Below are 22294 nucleotides of genomic sequence, written 5' to 3'. Positions count from 1 at the left end.
TTAAGCGGCAAGCTAGACTAAATCTAAGTAATGGGTAAACTAAAGCTATAGTTTTTGTTTTAAAAGTTAAGGACTTAATAAAAAAAATAGAGGAGGTCTTGGCTATAAAGCAGCATAAAGCTTAGGTAAAACGCTTATAAAGTATTAGTTTTAGGAGTTGTACGCATCAAGTAAAAGCACTAACCTAGAGTAGAATATATGAGACAAATTATACTTAATTTTTTGTTGTTGTTTTTGTCGGCAACAGCAGTATTTGGACAATTGGATGGCAACCTTGCGTGGTTGTTGCGGGACACGGCTTCGCCGGAGCCTTTGATGGTGGGGAATAGCAATGGGCTGTTTACCAATGACCGTGGTTTGGGGGTAGGAAAGGATAGTGATGGGAATATTTATACTGCGGGTATGTATAATAATTATAGTATTTACTTGTATAAGCTATCGCCTGCTGGAGAAATTTTGTGGGAGGTTAGTATACAGACAGATCGCACAATTTCTAGTCCCTTGAGTATAGGGCCTTCACAGGGGAATACTTTAGCTGTTGGGCATGATGGGATTTATGTGGCGGGTTCATTTCGATCGACAAGGAGTAATGCTACTTTAATTTTTTCGAGGACTAATAGTGCTACTCCTGTAACGGAAGTGAATCAGGAGCCTGTATTTTTTGTAAGCAAGTATGGATTTGATGGTCGTTATATAAAAACGGCTTATGTGCGTACAAACTCTAATGGAGGGACGGTTTATGCTACTTCTTCTCAGTTACAGGATATTGCTGTAGATGATCAGGGGGATTGTTATGTTGTGGGAATGTCTGACAAGACACTTCGTCCGGAGACAGGGTCTGAGCGTTTGAAGCGGGGGCGTTGTACTGGAGGGGGATCTTCTTCTGATGCGCTTATTTTTAAGCTGGACATGAGTCGGTCTAATGAATTGGTTTGGGCCAAGGCATTGGATGCGGAGGGGACGGCTATTTTTCGTGGAGTAGCTGTAGATGGAAGTCATGTTTATGCTGTAGGGGATTATATTGGAGATTTGATAGGGGAGTATAACTTGGAGAGCAACCCGGGTACTTGTATAGGTGATTCGCGGAGGAACTATCCTTTTACTCCAGATGGAATTGCGTTAAAGATGGATCGTTCTACGGGGGCAACAGTTTGGCGCAAGAGTATAGAATCTACGACGACCACCAACTCGGACCAACGTATTGTTGATGTAGCAATTGATGATAGTTTGGGGCTGTTTTTTTCTTTTGAGTATGAGAGTACAGCTAACCTACGGGTAAATGGGTCTACGGTGAATTTACCAACATTAGATGTTAATCCAGGAGCAGTAACAGCGCATACGGTTGCTGTAGGTCGTGTAATAGATGACAGTGCTCCTACGGTTAATTTTTCTTGGTTGCAACGTTTGGGGGTTCCTGCCAACTACCGAGACGTTCGTCTTCATGGGGGGAGTGGTTTAGTATTGGATGAGATAGGGAATGTTAATGTATTATTTTATTCGGAAACCATAGAGAACCTATTTGTAGGTAGTTCTCCTATGACAACGGCTGCTGTGCCGGCTGTTCAGCAGATTGGTTTTCCGGTGACGGGAGGCAGTTCTACTGATGCGGGGATTGCTAGTTTTGATGCGAGTACGGGTAGTTTTAATAATCATATACAGTTTTGGGGAACATCTGCTGAGTATTTAACAGGAATTACATTTTCTGAGGAGGCTTATTATTTGTCTGGATATAGTATAGGCGTAACTAATTATTCTCCTGCGCCAGGATCTCCTTATACTGAGGAGAGTTCGTATTATGATGGTTTCTTGGCCAAGTATGATTGTCCAACTATTGTATTGACTGCAGAGAAAGACACGATTTGTTTGTCAGAGTCTATAGAGATTACAGCTTGGACGGATAGTCCAGAAGGGAGTGTAAACTTTCAGAATACATGGACAGATGTAAATAATAATGTAGTCTTGACAAATAACTTGTCGACTTTTAGTTTAAATACAAACAATCTAGGGACGAATCAGGTGCATTTAGAGGCGGTAGAGGCTTATTCTGCTTGTGTGTCTCGGGATACATTTAACTTTGTGGTTAATCCTTCAGTTACTGTTAGCACTTCATTAAGTAATGCCGTAATTTGTTTTGGTGATTCTACTACTTTGGGTGCATCAGCCTCACCTTCTGCCGGGGCATCTTATATTTGGATGAATAGTTCGGGGGATACTGTGTCTATGGTACAGAATGCCTCTTTATTTGATGATGATATTTATACAGTAGAGGCAAATGTAGATGGATGTAAGGGGCAAGCTTCTGTCAATTTAGATTATTATCCATTTACGGCGGCCCGTATTATTCCGGATACGGCAAAAATTTGTGCAAATACGGGGGCTTTATTAACGGTAATAGACTGTCCGGGTTGTAGTTATGTTTGGGATCCGCCAACTACCTCTTTAGCTAGCTCAAATAATGAGCAAATTTTGGCAGATATAGCAGGTGTTTATGATGTGGAGATTTCTGACCAGTATGGATGTCCGACTATTCTTCAGAAGGATGTACAACCTGGTGCTTATCTGACACCTCCTATTTATGCGGAAGATATTAACGGAGTAATTCGTCCTTCTATATGTAATGGGCAGCCGGTAGTTATTCGTTCTATTCCTCGAGACTCTTGTTTGAGTTGTCAGTATAGCTGGAGTGATGGAACGACTGGTCCATTCACTTTTGCTATGGGGACAGGGACTTATAGTGTCACGGTTACAGATGTAGTAAGTGGTTGTGAGGGCCGTTCTAATGATTTGGTGATTGAGAGTAGCAGTTTGGCTGTACCTCAGATAGATGCAGACCCTTATAATATTTGTGGAGCGAATCCAGCTGTACTACAGGTTGATAATCCTTGTTTGGGTTGTACCTATAACTGGTATGAGACAGATAATAATGGAACTATTTCTTCCTCTGTTGTTGGTACGGGAACTGTATTGAGTTTACCTAATGTTGCGGACACAGGTAGTTATATTGTTCAGGTAACAGATACGCTGGCTTGTGAGGAAGAGTCTGCTGTAGCAGATATTGGTGTAGGAACGACAACTCCTCCAGTGATTACAGGGACAGGAAGTAAGTTATGTGGTACTAATACGATTACTCTGAGTACAAATAGTTGTGTAGATTGTCACTATCAATGGTATCTCAATGCTGCTGTAATTCCGGGAGCTACTAGTTCTAGTTATGTAGCGAATCAGGCTGGAGTTTTTTCTGTAGAGCTACAATATCCAAATAGTTGTAGACGTAAATCTTCAGATTATACGATTACATTTGAAGCCTTTAATCCTAAAGTTGATTCAACTGACCTTTATTTGTGTAATGGGGCTGCTGTAAATCTTGAGATTATTGGGAGTTATGAGTTACCTCCCAATTGGTCTTATCAGTGGTATTATAATGGAGTTCAAATTCCTGGCTCAAATGGGTATACTCATAGTGCATCACAGGCAGGAACATATTTCTTAGAGATAGTTAATGCTAGTGGATGTCGTGCATTTTCAGATAGTGTTGTGGTGCGTTCATCTTCTGCCGGAGCCAATCCTGTGCTTAATGCAAGTCCATCAATTTATAGTTGTGGTGGAGACTCTGTTACTTTGTCTGTGCCGCCTTCTCCAAATTGCTTGTATACCTTTAAGTTGGCAAGTGGGGTGAATCGTCAACCAGACTCAATTAACTCTTATCGGACTAATGTTCCAAATGGTTATTTTGTAGAGGTAAGAGATACAATTTCTAACTGTGTCTACCAATCGCCAGTAATTGAGATTAAAGATACTGTTTTGCCTGTGCCAGCTGTAGCTGTAGCTAGTGCTACAAATATCTGTAGTACCAGTCCAGTGATTTTATCAACTCCTGCCTGTGCTGGCTGTCAGTATATCTGGACCTATAATGGTTATGATGATGACGGCTTGCCTGTGAGCTGGCAAGATACAGTCAATCAGAGTACTTATTCTGCTGATACTACAGGAGGTTATCAGGTACAGACGGTACAATCAGGTTGTGCTTCACCAGTTTCTAACTCGGTGCCGATCACTCGTCTTTCTTATAATGCACAGCTAAATACGGCTCCTTTGGCCAATGTATGTAATCAGGATACGGTTGTTATAGAGGCTGTACCAGATACTACAGTTTGCCCAAGTTGTACTTATGAGTGGTTCCAGGATAATGTACAGGTTCCTGTTCCCGATACCCAAGATTATTTCGAGGTGATACAGGGTGGTGATTACTATGTAGTGGTTACTCAAAATTACCCCAGTTACTCTTCCTCTCCTTATACCTTTGGCTGTACCGATACTTCTGTAGTACGAAACTATAGTGATGTGAGTTTGGGGGTAGCTATGCGAGCCTCTTCTGAAGCAATTTGTGGTCCTTCTGGACAGGTTGTTCTAGAGGTGGACTCTTGTGTAGGTTGTACTTACAACTGGTACTATGATGGAGATACTACCAATGGATTTAATTATAGTAACTTAGGTGTAAATGACACCTTCTATTTGGTGAACGGTGTGGCCGCCACAGGGATGTATAAGGTGCGTATTGACCTTAATGGCTGTTTTGTAGAGGATTCTATTTATCTATATGATACTACCGCATTAGCGATTGCTATTGATACCTCAACAGCATTTTATGCGAATATTTGTAATGGTCAGCCTTTTGAGCTGTCTTCTAATTGTACAAGTTGTGGTAGCATAAGAAATCTATCTTTGCACTATCAATGGTACCAGGATAGTATGCTTATTCCTGGTGCAATTGGGGCTTCTTACCAAATTGATAATGCAGCAGATTATCAATTGGTCGTCTCAGATGACTTGGGCTGTGTTAATTACTCACCAATAACAACGGCTATAGAGGTCTTGCCTCCAGCTAATTTTGGCCTAGTGCTAGATCCTGTTGCGGTGGTCCCCATTTCTCAGGGCCCAATTTTATTAGATAATTATTTGCAACCCGCTTTAGTGCACAACTCAGGGAGTTACCTTTCGGTCCCTCAGGCTACTGCAGTAACTACCGATAGCTTTATTCCTGCTTTGGCTGGTTCTGGAAGTCATATTATTAGCTTTGAGTACCAAAATCAAAATTGTTTCTTTGAAACTTTTGATACGATTGATGTTCTCTCTCCACCTAGCCTAGATGTAGCAAACCTTAATCCTTTGGCTCCAGCCGAAGAGGCTTGTGTTCAAGATAGCCTAGTCTTTTATTTGGGGAACATTACATTAGAACCTAATCAAATTCTCTTTGCAACTTCAGCCACTACTTATGATACACTAGCTGTTTCTACGACAGGTCTAAGCGAGTATGCAGGGGTTTGGTCTGGAAATATTCCCGTTGTGGTGCCTTCTTCGGCAGTGACAGGAAAAGTTGTTTTGAGAGATAGTGTTAGTGGAAATGAATATGTCTCTGATTTCTTCTTGGTGGTCCAAAATCCTTCTGTAGCTATTAGCTTAAATGGAGTGCCTCAACCACTCTGCTCTGCCGCAGATACTATTGCGCTTTCAGGCTTCCCTCAACCCGGAACCTTTAAGGCAGCCTATGCAGCTACCCCATCTACCTATGAGCCTAGCCTGATTTCTGGCAACAACTTATTGGTAGAAAATGTACAAAACTATACGCCTGTATCTGGTACACAACAATTAGAGGTGACTTATGTCTATCAACCTACTTATTCTAATAATGCAGCAGCTTGCCCCGACTCTGTGGTGGCCGTAATTCCTGTTAGCATTAACAATAATGAGGTGGATAGTATTGAGTTTACGCCGATCTCTGTAACAGAGACCAATGTACCCATGACGGACTTGACGCGCCTGATTTGGCCACTCGATAGCCGCTTCTTCCCGGGCTCTTATGTAGGAACCTATATCAATAACGGTGAACTACTCGCCAATACGATTCCTCTAGCCGCTACAGCAAATCAAACGGTAGATACCGCTATTTACCGCTTTGTAAATGGAAGTTGTAGAAATGAAACTGAACAACTTATCGATGTTTGGCAAAAGCCAATTACTCTCGATTCTATTCCTAAGTTCCTCTGCCGCAATGCCGATACGATCTTTATTGGCCGTAATGCGAACTCGATGTACTTGGAAATTGATGGGATGACTTATTTGCTCGACTCTAATTATGCATATCAACCTAGCCTTGGCGTAACTGATAATGTTAATTATAGCTATGATGAGTTTATCAATGTTATGAGCCTTAGCTCTAGTAATGGTGGTCTTCAACCTATTAGCCTGACGCAAGGAGCTGAGCGCTTTGCCTTTATTCCCGCTTTAGTGTCTGGTACCACTACGGATCTATCGATTAGCTTCCGCTATGAGCGCTATCATACCTACTTTACGCCTACTTTCTCACTGAATAATGTAGCTTATACTATTGCAGCATTGAGTAAGCAGGTGGTTATTGAAGATCCTATTGCCGCTCAAATTAACCCCGCTATTCTAGCCGATACCGTTTTCTGCCAAGACAACAGTACACAGCAGTTTTCAGGTATTCCTAATGGCGGACAATATTATATTAACTATCAGCCTTTGGCCGGAAACCTCTTTAATCCTAACCAACAGGCCGCTAGCCAAGGGGTGGGTAGCCACTTACTCACCTATGTCTATCAGGGAAATGCTTGTGTAGATTCTACTTCTACCTCTATTTATATTCCCGATACCTTCTCGGTAAGCATTTTTGCACCAAATGGTCCCACTTACTGTCGACTTGATCCCGCCGATACTATTTCGGTTAGCTCTTCGGTGCCCGGCGTACTCGATACTGCCGCAGGGATGTTCTTGGTGGGGACAATCCGATCTGGACAAGTCTTTAACCCCGCTTTTGCTCCGGCTGTTGTGGGCGGAAATAATGTGGTTTATATCGCTCAAGATACCTTTGGTTGCGAAGCCAGAGATAGTGCCTTGTTTACGGTTTTTGCCATGCCCGATATCTCAATTACAGCACTAGATTCGGTCTACTGCCTAAATGCTGATACGACTATTTTAGACCTCTATGAGCATAATACAAGCTGGCACCTACAAGCTCCAATGGCTTATAACCCCGGTGATGTTGTGCAACTAACTGGTAATGGGGTCCGCAATGGCGGAACCAACCCAACTAACCCGCTCTATAATCCTTCTGCAGCTGGAGTGGGATTAGATACGATTACTTATGATTATACAGATGTGAATGGTTGTAATACCGTACTCACACAATATGTAGAGATTCTGCCCTTGCCCAACTTGACGCTGACAACAGATAATGGGGTGCCGCTAGATTCTTTCTATTGTGAAGGCGATTCTGTAGCGCTCTTTGCTAGCCCATTGGGCGGAGATTTCTTTAGCCTCTTTAGTTATGAGCAAGGAAACCCCAGCAATACGATTCCATCGAGCTTTGATACTTCGGTGAGCCCGCCTCTCTTTACACCATTTATTAACGGAACCGCTATTCCCTTTGGGGAAGAAGGCTTGGCCTATACTTACCAAGATCCGATTACGCTTTGTAAGGATACTATTGTAGACACTATCCAAATCAATAATTTCCTTACCGATGCAACGATTACAGGACTACCTACTCAAATTTGTGCCGATGACACTATTTATGTCTTAGGCGTGAACCCCAATGGCGGTCCAATGCCTACGCCCGGCTTGACAACAGCTTATTTTGGTGCCTTTGCCGCTATCGATACCAATATGATTGTCGATGCTGTGGCCGGACACTTTAATCCTGCGCTTTCAGGTATCTTCGATCGAGGTAGAAGTGCAATTGTAACTTATACTTACCTTTCTAATGGATGTTATAATACCGTCTATGATACAGCGGTCCTCAATCCACTTCCGCAGTTGATCTATAACATGCCCGGCGATAGTTTATTCAACCGAAATGATCCAACTATCCACGCTTGTTTTAGCCAGCCCGCTGCTACGCTGCAGGCTTACAATCAGTATCAAGGAAATATTAACCCCATTCCGCAATATATCGGAACACAACCTAGCCTTAGCCAGTCAGGTATCTTTACGACTAGCAGTGGATTGGGCATGACTTGGAGTGTGACCTTTGGTAACTGGGCCTATGAAGCTCAACAAGCCAATGGTGGGGTAGATACTATCCATTATAGCTTTACCGATGCTCGCGGATGTAGCAATACCCGCTCAGAGGTGATCGTCATCGATACGGTGCCCGAACTCGGTTTTGCTGGTTTTGATAGCAAATATCTAGATACAATTACTGGACGCTATGTCTATTGCGAAAATGATCCTGCTAGCTTGATTATTCCTTCTCCTTTTGGTGGAACGAGCTACCTGAATTATTACGAAATTCCAACAGGTATCTTTGAGCTTATCCCTGATACGCTGGCCTATGGCGATACCACAAATATTCACCGAATTACTTATGAGTTTATCTCGGCTCGCTATCATGCAGGAGGCGTTTGTCTAGATTCTACAATTCAGATGATTGAGGTGCGCCCCACACCAGATTTACAGTTGGTCAATGCGCCCAATACGTTCTGTGTAGCCGATAGCGCGCAAAGAGTTCCGCTCTCTGCAACGCCTTATGGCGGAACCTTTGAGGATATTACGCTTGGCGCCATTGCCGGAATTGTAGGCGATAGCCTCTTCAATCCTATGGCCCAATTGGGTAGCCGACAAGTGATTTACTATTATACGGATACGGTTTCGGGCTGTACCGATACCATCCAACACCAAATTGATGTCTATAACGCCCCAGAGGTCCACTTCTTTAGCGAGGGGGGCTGCCAAGGCGATAGCGTACAATTTAACGCATCTCCTCCCGGCCTGAGCAATAGTGTCCCGGCTTTGGATAGTATTACGATGGTGGTCTGGAATTATGGCGATGGCCTGAGCGATACGCTCTTTAGTTTGATCGATCCGGTTAATGTGCCCACTCAATACCATAATTATGCGCAGCCCGGAATTTACTTCCCCAGTTTGACTATCGTCAACCGTGGACAATGTGATACCAGCTTCTCTCGCCGAATTGTGGTTTCGCCCAAGTATTTGGTGAATGATACTATGCCTTATTTCCAAGACTTTGAGGCCGATGCCGGCAACTGGTTCCAGGAAAATGAGGATAGCACCATCAACCTACCCAATGATTCGCTCTGGGCTTGGGGCTTAGCCGATGGCTTCCGAATTACCACTATTCAATATGGTAACCATGTCTGGGCCACCGCTCCCAACGGTCCTTATCCAGAAGGAGAGGCCGGATGGGTCTATAGCCCTTGCTTCGATATTTCTACTTTGCGCCGCCCAATGGTCAAACTGAATATCTGGAGAGATAGCCGCCAAGGTACAGATGGTGCCGTTATGCAGTATTTCGACGATTCTACTCAGACTTGGAGAAATCTAGGTATCCGAAATAAAGGACTCAATTGGTATAACCCCACTTATGTGGTGAGTGATCCCGGTAACCAAGATGGTACCCCCATCGGCTGGTCCGGAACAAGCAATAGCTGGGAGGATGCCCGCTATCGCCTAGATGTGAGCGGAGGCGATTTGCGCAACCGCGATAATCTTCGCTTCCGTATCGCCTTTGCCGCAGCAAATGGTAGTGGAGGCGCACTCTATGAAGGTTTTGCCTTTGATGATGTCTATATCGGTAACCGCAGCCGCTCTGTTTTGCTAGAGCACTTTAGCAACCAGAATTATGCGGGCATTGATGATATTGAACGCGATCTTTATAGCACCGTTTATAGCAACCTCTACGGAAGAGATGTGCAAATTTTGCAGATCCATACCAATTACGGCGGCTATGATTATCTCAATGTATTTTCTGCCGATGAGTCGAGTGCTCGAGTACTTTACTACGGAATCAACGATGCCGATCAGGTCCGCCTAAACGGATCTGCCTTGGCCAATACGACCAGTAGCCTAGTGCGCTACCAACAGGAGCTAATGGATATGCAAATGCTGCAAGATGCAAAATTTGATATCAAGATGTTTCCCGTCAATGTGCAAAATGGCGTCTTGAGCACAGCTTTCGAAATTGAAGCCTTGGAGGATGTTATGCTCTTGACAGATAGCCTAGATGTTCATGTGGCCGTTACTCAGGATAGTATTCCTAGCCTGCAGGCCCATACCATGATGTCGGTCATGAAGGTGATGTTGCCCGATGGCGCTGGCGAGCAAATTCCAAGTACTTGGGTGATGGGCGATGTCTTGCCTTATACCCGAACCTGGACCTTCAACCCGACGCAGATTGACCCCACGCAGCTCAAGGTGACTGTTTTTGTACAAAACCGCCAAAGCAAGGAGGTCTTGCAGGTCAATAGCTCGAGAAACCTCAATCTCTTTAATGGGCCAGTGGCTATTGAGGAGTTGGCCGATGAAGATGGAGCCGAAATTTTGGACCTCAATCTTTATCCCAACCCCGCCAAGGAGCAGTTCCAAGTAGACTTTGGCGCTCCCCTCAAAGGAGATTACAACTGGCAGTTGGTGGACCTTTTGGGCCGCCGATTGAAAGACGGACAATTGCAGCCTGGCTTGCAAAATTTACAGATCCAAACCGATGGATTGACTCCAGGAGTTTATATCTTTAGTGTATATAATGAGACGGTATACAGCCAGCGAAAGGTGGTGATTTATCGTTAGCAAATAGGCAAGTAGTGGGGCCCTAGCTCGGCTACTTGCTCTGCTATTCTTTTTTGTATAGTTGTTTTGGGGCCTCCGCCTCGCTTCGCTCGTCGGCGCTACGTTCGGCAGCTCGCTATTCGCTCGGCCCTGCGGCGCTTTCAGCGCCTGGGTCTGGCCTTTGGCCACTGCCTACCATCGCTAGGCCGTTTTGGCCCTTTGGGCCAAGGGCGGCCAGCCGCCCCAACTTGCAGCTATTTGGACCAATTGGTCCAGCAAGAAAGAAAAGCCCCCAAAAGGGCCGATAGCCGAATCATGGCTTAGGCTCATTGGCTGAGCGGCCTAGCTGCCTGAAAGGGTGGCCCGCAGGGCCAGACCGAGCCAGCAAAGCTGGCGAAGGGCCGAGCGAATAGCGAGCCCTGCAAGGGAGCGCCCGCAGCAAAGCTGCGGGAGGCCCCAAAAAAAGAAAAAAGAAAAAAGACCATATCAAAACAAGCAATCTATGCTACACAAACTTTTACAAACGGTTTTTATTTTCGGCTTGCTGCTGTGGGCTAGTTCCTCTTGGGCGCAGCAAACAGCATGTAATATTAGCTTGAGTGATTATGCCTTTGTTATTGTAGATACAAAGGGGAATTGTTTACAGACCATTCCGAATACAGTATTAGGGAATACTTATACGCATTCTTTTACTTATTGTCAGGAGGGGGCGTTTCAGATTATCCCAGGAGGCAGTACTTTTAATACTGCTGTTATGGCACATAATGGGGGGGACACCTGTAACACAGGCTAATGGGCCGAGTCCGTATACTGGAGGTTCAGCAAATGCTTCTACGCCAATATTTACAGTGACTTCTTCGGGGACGCCCTTAGGATTTGATATCACGGTAACTTATAATCATACTTCTGCCTCTGGTCTCCCTCAAGAAACGCACACTATAACAGTAAGTGCGAATGATGCTGCACCAACGATCGATGCTTCTATTCCTAGTACAACAAAGGCTTGTGCAGGGACCGATCAGGTTTTTACGGCAAATTGTACGGCGGCTTGTGGCTCATCGGGGACGATTAGTTATGAGTGGCAGAATGCTTCAGGTACGGTATTAGGCACAAATTCTACATATACGGTATCCTCACCGCCTGTCGGACCTATTGATTTGGTATTGGAAGCGACTAATGAAAACTTTTGTACAGGTAAGTATACGATAAACCGAACAATTGCTGATGCACCTCCGGTAACTGCCGTAGATGCAAAAGATAGTGTTTGTATTGGTGATACACCAGTCTTAGTTTCTGGAGGGGTTTGCTCTTCTTGTAGTTCTTCTGCGGTTTATGATTGGACTGTTACTAAAGGGGATGGTTCTGCTCATAATAGTTCTGGAGCGGCTACTCCTGATTTTTCGACTATTCCATATACGGCTGGAGCTCAGGGGAATTCGGCAGTGATGCAGCTCGTTGTAACCAATGGGGCGGGTTGTACGACCACTACTTTTGATAATTTTGTGATTAGCCCTTTGCCTGATTTTACTGCAACGGTAGATAAGAGCACTATATGTTTGGGAGATTCAGTTGTTTTGGATATTAGTGCTACTTCAGTTACTGCGGACTATTTGGCGACTTGGGGGACTAGTAATTCGACAGCAGCTCCAGTGAATACTGCGGGTACCTTAAATACAGCGACAGAGTCTAGTACGCCAGTTGCTACAGCTAGTGGAGGAACTACCTATACTTATGATGTCACTATTTTAGATGACAATAACTGTCTGGCAACAGATAATGTAGATGTTTTGGTGAAGGATAGTATAGCCATTTCTGTGGGCTTGTATGCTGGGGTGACAGGCATTACGACTAGTCCGAATGTAATAGGAGGGGCGACTAGTCCGGAATATCAGATTGATGATATGGCGAGTACAGTAACTACTTGTAATGGTAATTTTACAGATGATGATGGTCCAGGTGACCGCTATGATAATAGTAAGTCTTATGTAAGAACAATTTGTCCAGGTACCCCAGGGAGCATGCTTCAACTAGATTTTACAGTTTTTGAAGTGGAGGATGCAAATTCAGGTACAGGGCAGATTTATGATAATTTGAAGATATATGATGGGAATAGCCCCTCTGCGACATTGATAGGAACCTATTATGGAACAAATGGAGCAAATGCACCAGGGACTATTACCGCAACAAACTCTACGGGTTGTTTGACTTTTGAGTTCTATGCGGATGTGAATACTAAAGAAGAAGGCTGGGAGGCCACTATTAGCTGTGTTGAGCAGGTATTATCTGGGGTAAACTATGACAACAGTGATACAGTAAGTAACATTTGTGTAGGAGAGGCGGCAGTTTTGGATTTAGCGGATATTGATGGAGATTTTTCTTTGCCTGCTTCCAATCGCATTAACTGGACTTCATTGGATGGGGGAGCTATGGAGCTATATGATGGAAATAGAAAGGCATATATTGGACCATTTACTACGGCGGGTACTTATACCTATAGTGTGGAGGTTCAGCCAGTGGGAACAAGCTGTTTTTCTACCTATTGGTTTGATGTGGTTGTTCAGCCTACGCCTTCGGCTAGTATTAACGCTACAGCGGGAACAGGGCCATTTTGTTTGACCGATTCTGTTTTACTGGAAGGCGATCCTGACATAGGGACTTTTGTTGGATGGGAAGAGAACGGAGGGTCTTTGACTGCTGCTTCGGTCAGCAATGCAGATAGTTTGTATACTACCTATAATAATACAACGACGACAAATCAGACGGTTCAGTATTCTTATATTTCTTCTTTGGGGACTTGTTCAGATACCGCAACAATAGATATTAGTTATTATCCTGCATTGAATGTAGTGATCCCTGCATCTGGGGGGAGTTATTGTTCGGGAAATGATTTGACGATTACCCCTTCTCCAGGACCTTCGGGAGGGAATAGTGGTCCTTATACTTATAGTTGGACGGGGAGTACTACACTTACCAATGGCTCGGCCTATACTACTACATCGGATAGCAGTGAATTTACTTTTGTCACTCCAGATACTGGAGCTATAGAAACATTGGTATTGACAGTAACAGATGATAATAACTGTGTAGGAACAAGTACAAAAACCTTTGAATTTATAGATTGTGGAGACTACACAATTACCTCTAGCACGGGAGCAACAAATAGAATTTGCTACGGAGAAAATATCAGCTTAACGGTTAATGATAATGTTGATCCGGCAAAATTAGCTAGTGGAGAACAGCGCATTGTTTATAACTGGTCTACTGGCTTTTCGGGTAACTCGGCTACAGGGGTGGGTCAAACTTTGGTTTATACGGTATTAGATAGTAATGTAACGACTAAAACCATAGGCGTATTTGTTCGTTTAGAGCAGTATTATTGTGCGGATCCCATTAACCCTGCAAATTCTCCTGGGCCGTATCCACCAGATACAGCATGTGCATTTGGATATTATCAGTTTTTAGATAACTCTTATCCAACTTACACTTTTGAAATTATTAGTCCTAAGCCGCAGATTGCTCCTGATACGGCAACTGCTGCATATTGTTTTGGCGATACCATTAACCTTCTAGCGGACTGTGCAGTTTGTTCTAGCTATCCTGACCCAGTAAACTACACCTGGGAGAATGGCTATACAGGAGTCGGGCCTCATTTTACTACCTTAACTCAAGATACGAGCTTTAAGGTAGTTGGAGAGATATATGGTTGTAAAGATTCTACTACAATTAGCTATAATGTTAGAAATGCCTTGAATCCTCAGATTAGTCAAGGGAATGCGGCTTCGGTTTGTACGGGAGACTTTTTGACCTTATCTGCAACAGCATCTGGCTGCTCTAATTGTGACTACAGTTGGAGTACAGGGCAGCAAGGAACTTCAATCAGTGTGAGTCAGGCTGGAACCTATACGTTCTTTGTAGAGGAGCAAGGCTGTATTGAAGAGGATAGCGTAGTGTTTACTAACTATACGCAGGTAAACCCTATAGTAGAGACAGCAGACTCTGTGGCTATTTCAGGTTTCTATTTGCCGCTTTGTGATGGGCAACCTCAGACAGTACATGTAGATCCCGCTACTTGTCCTTCTTGTAACTTTACTTGGAGTAATGGTTCAACCTCAGACAATTTTGTAATTAATGGCTCTGGAGGTTACTATGTTGAAGTGGTAGATACGAATGGCTGTAGAGGTACCTCAGACCCTATTTTGGCTGTACCTTCTTTAGAAGGGCAGGGGGCTATTGCTACGGCTTCGCCCAATCCTATGTGTAATGACTCTATTGTAGAATTGACGGCTACGGCATGCGCTTCTTGTAGTTATGTCTGGTACGATAGCAATAACGATACAGTTGGAGTAGGAAGAACAATTACCCTAACGGGAGCTTCAGCAGCCGATACTTATTATGCGATCTTAACTAATGGCGATAGTTGTGAGTATGTGACTAATACGGTCGATGTGACATTTCAGAATTTGAGTCTACCCCAAATACTGGCCAATACAGATTCTATTTGTTTGGGTAATGGAACTGCCGATTTATCTGTAGTAATAGAGCCTGATTATGTAAGTTATCAGTGGTATAAAAATAATATCCCACAGAGTGGGTATATCAACTCTACTTTGACTGTCTCTGATACAGGAAATTACTATATAGAGGTAACACATCTTAGTGGCTGTGTTTTGAGCTCTAATACAATACATGTAGATACTGCTATTTTTAATCCAATAGCGGTTCAATCAGGAGGAACTGTTTGTCCTGGAGAAACAGTAACCTTATCGACACCAACAGAAGTTGGCTGGTTTTATCAGTGGTATCAAAATGGTATACCTATTCCTACAGGTCAAGGGGCTGCTTATAATGCTGCTCAAGCTGGGCAGTATTATGTAGAAGTTGATGCTCCGGGCTGTTCTGCCATATCTAATATTTTAACAGTAAGCAGGGCGACCGTAGACAGTGTCAATGCTTCAACGGATAAGCTGGCTATTTGCCCTGGCGATCAAGCTACCCTTTCTGTTACGCTTTGTGTAGGTTGTCAATATCAGTGGGTAAATGCCAGCAATGGTCTAGACCTTACGAATATGGCCAATACCAACTCTAGTTATACAACGAATGTTGGTGGATCTTTTTACGCTAGAGTAGAAAGTAATAATAATGGCTGCTTTGTAAATTCGGATACCATTAACATCGCTTCTTTGGCGCTAGTTACTCCATCTATCAATATCAATAGTAGCTCGCCTTATGTTTGTGATGGGCAGTCTTCTACTTTGACGACTTCTCAGTGTAACTCTTGTAGCTATACTTGGATGAGAAATAGTGTGCCTGTTTTTGGCGCCTTAAATGATACCTTCTTCATCGTTTCAGATCCATCTGATGCGGGAACGTATAGCGTGGCCGTAACTTATGCCAATGGCTGTCGCGACACCTCTATTGTGGAAAGTATTTTAGATGGCTCTTATAATTTGGCCATTGAAATTGATCCTAATAGCCCAGACAGTATTGTCTGTAATAATAGTCCTGTAGATCTGCAGATTGATTCGGCAACTTCAGGAAGTTTGTATTGCAACTTAGGCTGTACCTTCCAGTGGTTTAGAGGGGGATCTCCTTTGGTGCCTTCTAATGCCAATGCTTATACAACTACTGAAGGTGGGTTTTTCAAATTGCGGATGACTGACTCTAGAGGATGTATTGAAGAGTCTAATACCGTAACTGTACGAGAAGTGGACCTCAATCCATTTGTCGCCTCTAATGCAACAGCTATTTGTGGTACTGGAGGAACCGTGGAGCTTAGTTATGCAGATTCTGCCAACTGTGTAGGTTGTAGCTATCAGTGGCTAAAAGGAGGTACTGCCGCTCCGCTTTATGGCTTAAATACAACAACAACAACTCCTTTCTATGAGACGGATTCTGTAGGGGTCTACTCTTTAGAAGTAACGCAGTTGGGCTGTGCCGCTTTGTCTAACCAAGTCGCTTTGAACCGACTCAACGGACTAAGTATTCCGGTAAGCTCTACTAAGGCCAATATTTGTGATGGAGATACGCTCACGGTTTACCGTATGGGCGGAGGCTGCGCTGGTTGTCAGTTCCAATGGCTACTTAACGATCAGCCTATCCTTTCGGCGACTACACCCAACTTTGTGGTGAATAACATTCCTGGGGCTTATACCCTAGAAATGGTAGATGCCGCAACAGGTTGTACAGATACCTCGGTAGCTATTACCTTGGCCAATGTTGCCGCCCCATCTAGTTTTGGTCTGGACCTTTCTATCAACGGTATTAGTCCACTGACCCCAACGGGTGCGCCAGTGAGTCTGTATGATGCCGTTCAACCATCCACTATTCGCCAATCATTAAATGATAGCTTCTACAGCCAACCTTTTGATGCGACTTTGGCCGCTAATTCAGGACTATTTGGCATTGGAAATGAAAATTTTGATCCCTCCATTTCTGGAGCAGGCTACCACCAGATTTATTATCGCTACGATACACTAGGCTGTAACTTTATTGCCGATGATATTATGCTGGTCTTTGAAGATCCTTCTGTAGATATCTTCAACGAAAACCCAATCGCCCCAAGCCTAGAGGCTTGTGTGGCCGATACACTACAGCTGCAAGTGAATAATATGCCTTTCTATGTAGATTCTATCTACTTGAGAGATGTTAGCAATAATTATCTGTTGGTACCCATAGACTCTAATGGCTTGCAAGCGCAAACCTACGGATCTGATATCGTCTATACCGGAACAATCCGCCTAGGCATTCCTTCTTGGGCTCAAGAAAGCTTTATGATGATGACTTCTGCAGGAAATGTAGATACTTTCTTCACTTCTTTTGTCCTCATCCATAATGAAAACCTAGAAATCTCAGGCTTGCCCGGAATTATCTGCTCTAATGGAGATTCTATTGAGCTTACAGGTACACCCGCTGGAGGTTTCTTCACGGCTGAGTATACCGGAGCTGCTGGTGGATCTACCGTAGCTGCCAATACCCTAATTCCTGGAGCATTTAATGGCTCTACTTTCTACCCTACAGCCGCTACTTATGGTAGCTATGGCAATGATCAAGTCCAAAATGTAAAAGTGATTTACAACTATGTAAACACCTATACAAATGGCCAAACTTGTCCGCTAACAGATACCGATACTTCTTGGGTGGATGCTAGAGGGGTCTTCCTCGATAGTGTTCAGTTTAACCCTATCGCTATCTCTCAGGATAGAGAACTACTGAAAAATCTTGTTTATCGTGTTTTCCCCTATTCTGCACAACCTAGCCAATGGGAAAGCGTAGGAACGATTGGCTTTAGCGGTAGCTTTACCTTCCCTGCTGGAGCTCCCGTAGATTTCCTACCCCCTAATGCAGGCCTAGGAAAACACGCAATGAGCTATGTGATTAACAATGGCGCTTGCCAAAACTCAGTAGAAGATTCTATTGAAGTTATTGAAGCACCTTTGTCTATTGGTATTCCAGATTCTATTTGTCGGACCCAAACTTTTGCAAACTTTGGCCGTGAAACTGGACGCTATAACTATTTTGATGGCCCCAATATCCCGATCCAAGCTGGCGTGAGCTTTAGCGATACGATCAATATTATGGTGGTCGGAAATACAGCAGGAGCAGGGCTGACTACCATCAACCCCGCTACAAACCTCGAAGAGTTTAATTATAATCCTGCAGCGGTTCCTGGAAACTACGATACGCTTAGCCTAGAGTATGTCTATCGCAAGGTGGAGTACGTCTTTGGTGCACCCGTAGATACCGTGGAATACGTACTGGGCTCTATCATTACCCCTATCTTTATCGAGGATACTTTCCAAGTGGAAATCATTGATAGTATTGTTAATAATATTTACTGTGAAGAGGATGAACTTTATCTTCTTGCTGGGGCACCTAGCGGTGGAGTCTTTACCCTCGCTGGCGGAACCGCAGCTTATGCCACTGCCGATACGCTTAGGAATAATATCTTGAACCCTTTTGATGTACATAGTCCAGAATCTAACAATACCACCTATGACTTGACTTATATCAAGCAAGGGGCGGTTTGCCAAAATTCTGATACGAAGCAAATTACGATTCCAGAACCCTTAGATCCTAGCTTCCTTCCTGCTAGTATGAGCACGATTTATTGTGCCTCAGATCCTGTTGATCCAATCAATATCAATACACAAGGAAGCAACTTTACTAGCCTTTGGTTGGTCAATGGAGTAGCTCAAGGAGGACTCTTCTTTAATCCCGGCCCTCTAGTGCCCGGTAACCAAGTTGTTACGCATATCGCTACAGATACTATTTTTGGCTGTAGCTATGAGGCTACAGATACTTTTGTGGTCAATGCTTTACCTCAGCTTTCTGTAACGCCTCTGTTGCAGTCTAGCTATTGTACAAATGACTCTATCGTAAGCATGGAGGTAGCGCCTACTCCCGTTTGTGCTCAGTTTGTTTCTGGTGGACAAGATATTCTCTTTGCCAACTTTGACTCTCTTGCCTTCCCTCCCGGTGGCTGGTTGGCCCTAAATAATAGCGCTAGCGGAAACCCCTGGGTGAGAACTACTATTGCTCCTTACTCTGGTACAGGCGCTGCCTATGTGAATAGCTCTAATGATGTGGAAGATGCCTGGCTGTTTACGCCTACACTCAACCTCGTTACTGGACATACTTACCGCATTAGCTTCTTTGCTAAAGCCGATAACTGTACGCCTCCACCTTGCGACCCCGCCCAAATCAATGTGTATATGGGCCAAGGGCAAAGTATTAGCGCCCAACAAGCAGGAACGCAAATCGGAGATACCGCTATTCATCAAACTTTCTATAATCCTTACTCTTTTGATTACCTACATACTGGCGTAACAGGAGGCTTTAATTTTGCCCTCCAAAATGCCTCTGGTATCGATGCCCAAGGAATTACTTTAGATGATATTAAGATCGAAGATCTTTCTCAAACTGGCTGTATCGCTGGCGGATCAGGCTCTATGATTGGCCCCGGCATTAGCTATATTGCCGACTCTACTTATACCTTTAATCCGCAGTTGGTGACACCGGGCTCTTATAATGTCCGCTATGTCTATACCGATGCAAGTACAGGTTGTACCGATAGCATCCAAATGCCTATCAAAGTGAAGCCTCACCCCATTGTGAGCTTTACTGATCTAGATTCTTTGTATTGCGCTAATGCCGCAGCTGTAGCACTTAACCCAAGCCCTGTTGGCGGTACTTTCACAAGTACTGGCCCCAACTTGGATCAAGCCGCTCTAGCCTACGATCCCGTAGCCGCACACAATAATGAGGTGGTGAGCTATAGCTATACAGATTTGAGTACGCTTTGTACTTCAATTATCCGCGATACCGCTACCGTAATCGCTATCCCCGATAGCGCTACCTTTAATGGCGTGGATACTTCTTACTGTGTATATGAGGACTCTATTCTGCTCGATTTTGTTCCCGTCTTTGGTGCTCCTCTTCCTGGCTATTTTGTCGGCGCAGGAGTCTACCCAGATTCTGCTGGAGCTGGCGTTTCTGCCTTCTTCCCAGATTCTGCCGTGATTCAATCAGGACGCTATGGCGAGTTTGAACTCCGCTATATCTACCCCACAAATAGTATTTGTGTAGATACAGCCAAGATTATTACTCGCGTAGATGCCCGACCCGATCTGAACTTTACCAATATGCCCGATAGCATCTGCTTAAACGCAGGAGCCGTGCAGATTCGAGTGAATAACCACGTCATCGAAGGACCACAAGGCCAAATCGAATACGATACCCTAGTCGGAATCGGCCCCGTCTTTGGCGGTAATTTCTTGCCTAGCCTAGGCTTGCAAGATACCCTGGTCGCTCGTAACTTTGGAGTAGGATGGCACCATATCGATTATAGTTATACCGATAGAAATGGCTGTAGCTCGTCTATCTCCGACTCTTTCCGCGTAGATACTATTCCTGAACTCTACTTTACTGGACTTAACCCCGATAGGGTGTACTGCGAAAATGAAGCGCCTAGCCTCTTACTCGCTTACCAACCCTATTATCCTGGTGCAGGTTATCTAGAAATTACTTCCGGAGCCGATACCTTTACCCTCGATAGTAGCTTCTATCTCATTCAACCTATGCAGCTAGTCGATACAACGAGCAGTACCCGCCTCTATGATGTCTATTATACTTATACCGACCTCAATGGCTGTACGAATGAAATAACCGACTCTTTCGAAGTGAGACCCTACCCACGCATCTTTATGAATATCTCGCAAAGCTTCTGCTCTGCCGATACTATCGAAAATCTGATGCCTTATGTCTCGCCTCAAGGAGGACTATTTACCGACGATCTAGTAGTAACCGATATTCTTCAGGATTCTTTCCTTGTCCTTAATGGCAATTCAGGACCTAGAAATATTACTTACTATTACTACGATAGCCTAACTACTTGCTCGAATACTGACCAACAATTGGTGACGATGTACAATACTCCAAATGTAGATTTCTACGCCCTAGGAGGTTGTGTCGCCGCTAATATCACTTTCGTAGAAGATACTCTGGTCTCCAATTTAGTGGCCGGCGTAGATAGTATCTGGCAACTCGAATGGATCTATGGCGACGGAAACTCTACAGTCGTTAACCCAGCCTCTGGCGTGACGATCCCGAACCAAGTTCATACCTATACCACCGATGGAAATTATCAAGTACAATTGGTCGTGAATAATCAAGGCCAATGTATCGATACCATGAGCAATCAGTTGATTATTTCACCCTATGTGAATACGATCCACCAAACGCCTTATGTAGAGGATTTCCAAACTAATGCAGGCGGATGGTACCAAGAGGAAGCTAATGTCCTCTTACCCGACTCGCTGGCCCTCTGGCAACGTGCAGACTTAACCGCACCAGGAATCAATGATCCCGGAAACTTTGCCTGGGTTACCGCCGCCCAAACGCCTTATACTTACGGCGCAGGCGAACACGCTTGGGTTTATTCGCCTTGCTTCGACTTTACGCAGTCTTGGCGCCCCATGATTGTGCTCAATACTTGGAGACATACGCTCAACGATATTGATGGCGCCGTTATGGAGTACTACGATAACGCAACTAACGAATGGATGCAGTTAGGTGACCCTCACCAAGGAATCAATTGGTACCAAACGGACTTCCTGCTCGCTCGACCTGGTAACCAAGCCGGATTACTCAACCCCAAAGGTTGGACCGATAGCAGCAGTACCTGGGATAATAGCCGCTTCCGCCTAGATCACCTAGCCGGAGAAGACTTTGTCCGCTTCCGTATCGCTTTTGCCTCTGATAGCAATACAGTAACTACCGACGGTTTTGAAGGCTTCGCCTTTGATAGTGTCTGGGTCGGAGAACGCAACCGCAATCTCCTCCTCGAACATTTCTCTAATTACTATCATGTTAATACCCAAGGCGATTCTATGGATGAGATCAATACTTATGTATACAATGACCTCGTCTATAATAATTACAATGGCCGCGATCTTAACCTGATCCAATATGCTACGGATTTCCAAGGCCAAGATCCACTCAATGCCCTCAACTGGCAGGATAATAATGCTAGAATATCTTACTATGGACTAACAGAAAATAGCCGATATCGCCTCAACGGTACTACCCGAGGCGCTAGCACTACCGAAGAACTTGACCAATGGAGTATCGATTACGATATGATGCAGTTCGCTGACTTCAATATCTAACTCGATCCTATCGTTTTCTCCGGTAATATCCTCCAACTCGATGCCCA

4 protein-coding genes are annotated in these 22294 nt (G+C 44.3%); 3 read left to right on the top strand and 1 reads right to left on the bottom strand.

From position 1 onward, the window contains the following. Nucleotides 1–198 precede the first annotated feature (198 nt). Complete coding sequence (locus OP864_RS01740) at nt 199–10602, top strand: Ig-like domain-containing protein (protein WP_270099592.1); 10404 nt, start codon at nt 199–201, stop codon at nt 10600–10602. A gap of 180 nt (nt 10603–10782) precedes the next feature. On the opposite strand, the gene OP864_RS01735 is transcribed toward OP864_RS01740, so the two are convergent. Then, a complete protein-coding gene (locus OP864_RS01735) occupies nt 10783–10911 on the bottom strand; it encodes a hypothetical protein (RefSeq protein ID WP_270099591.1) in 129 nt (42 codons plus the stop codon). Nucleotides 10912–11083: 172 nt separating this feature from the next. Between OP864_RS01735 and OP864_RS01730 the strand changes: the two genes are divergently transcribed. Further along, complete coding sequence (locus tag OP864_RS01730) at nt 11084–11374, top strand: hypothetical protein (protein ID WP_270099590.1); 291 nt, start codon at nt 11084–11086, stop codon at nt 11372–11374. After that, on the top strand, nt 11346–22247 hold the full coding sequence (locus OP864_RS01725) for a CUB domain-containing protein (RefSeq protein ID WP_270099589.1): 10902 nt from the start codon (nt 11346–11348) through the stop codon (nt 22245–22247). The genes OP864_RS01730 and OP864_RS01725 overlap by 29 nt, the downstream gene beginning before the upstream one ends. The last annotated feature ends 47 nt before the right edge of the window (nt 22248–22294 follow it).

Origin of the sequence: Saprospira grandis (assembly GCF_027594745.1) — a bacterium.
Lineage (GTDB): Bacteria > Bacteroidota > Bacteroidia > Chitinophagales > Saprospiraceae > Saprospira > Saprospira grandis.
Note: the sequence above shows the minus strand (reverse complement) of the source record. Positions and strands in the feature narration are given on the sequence as shown.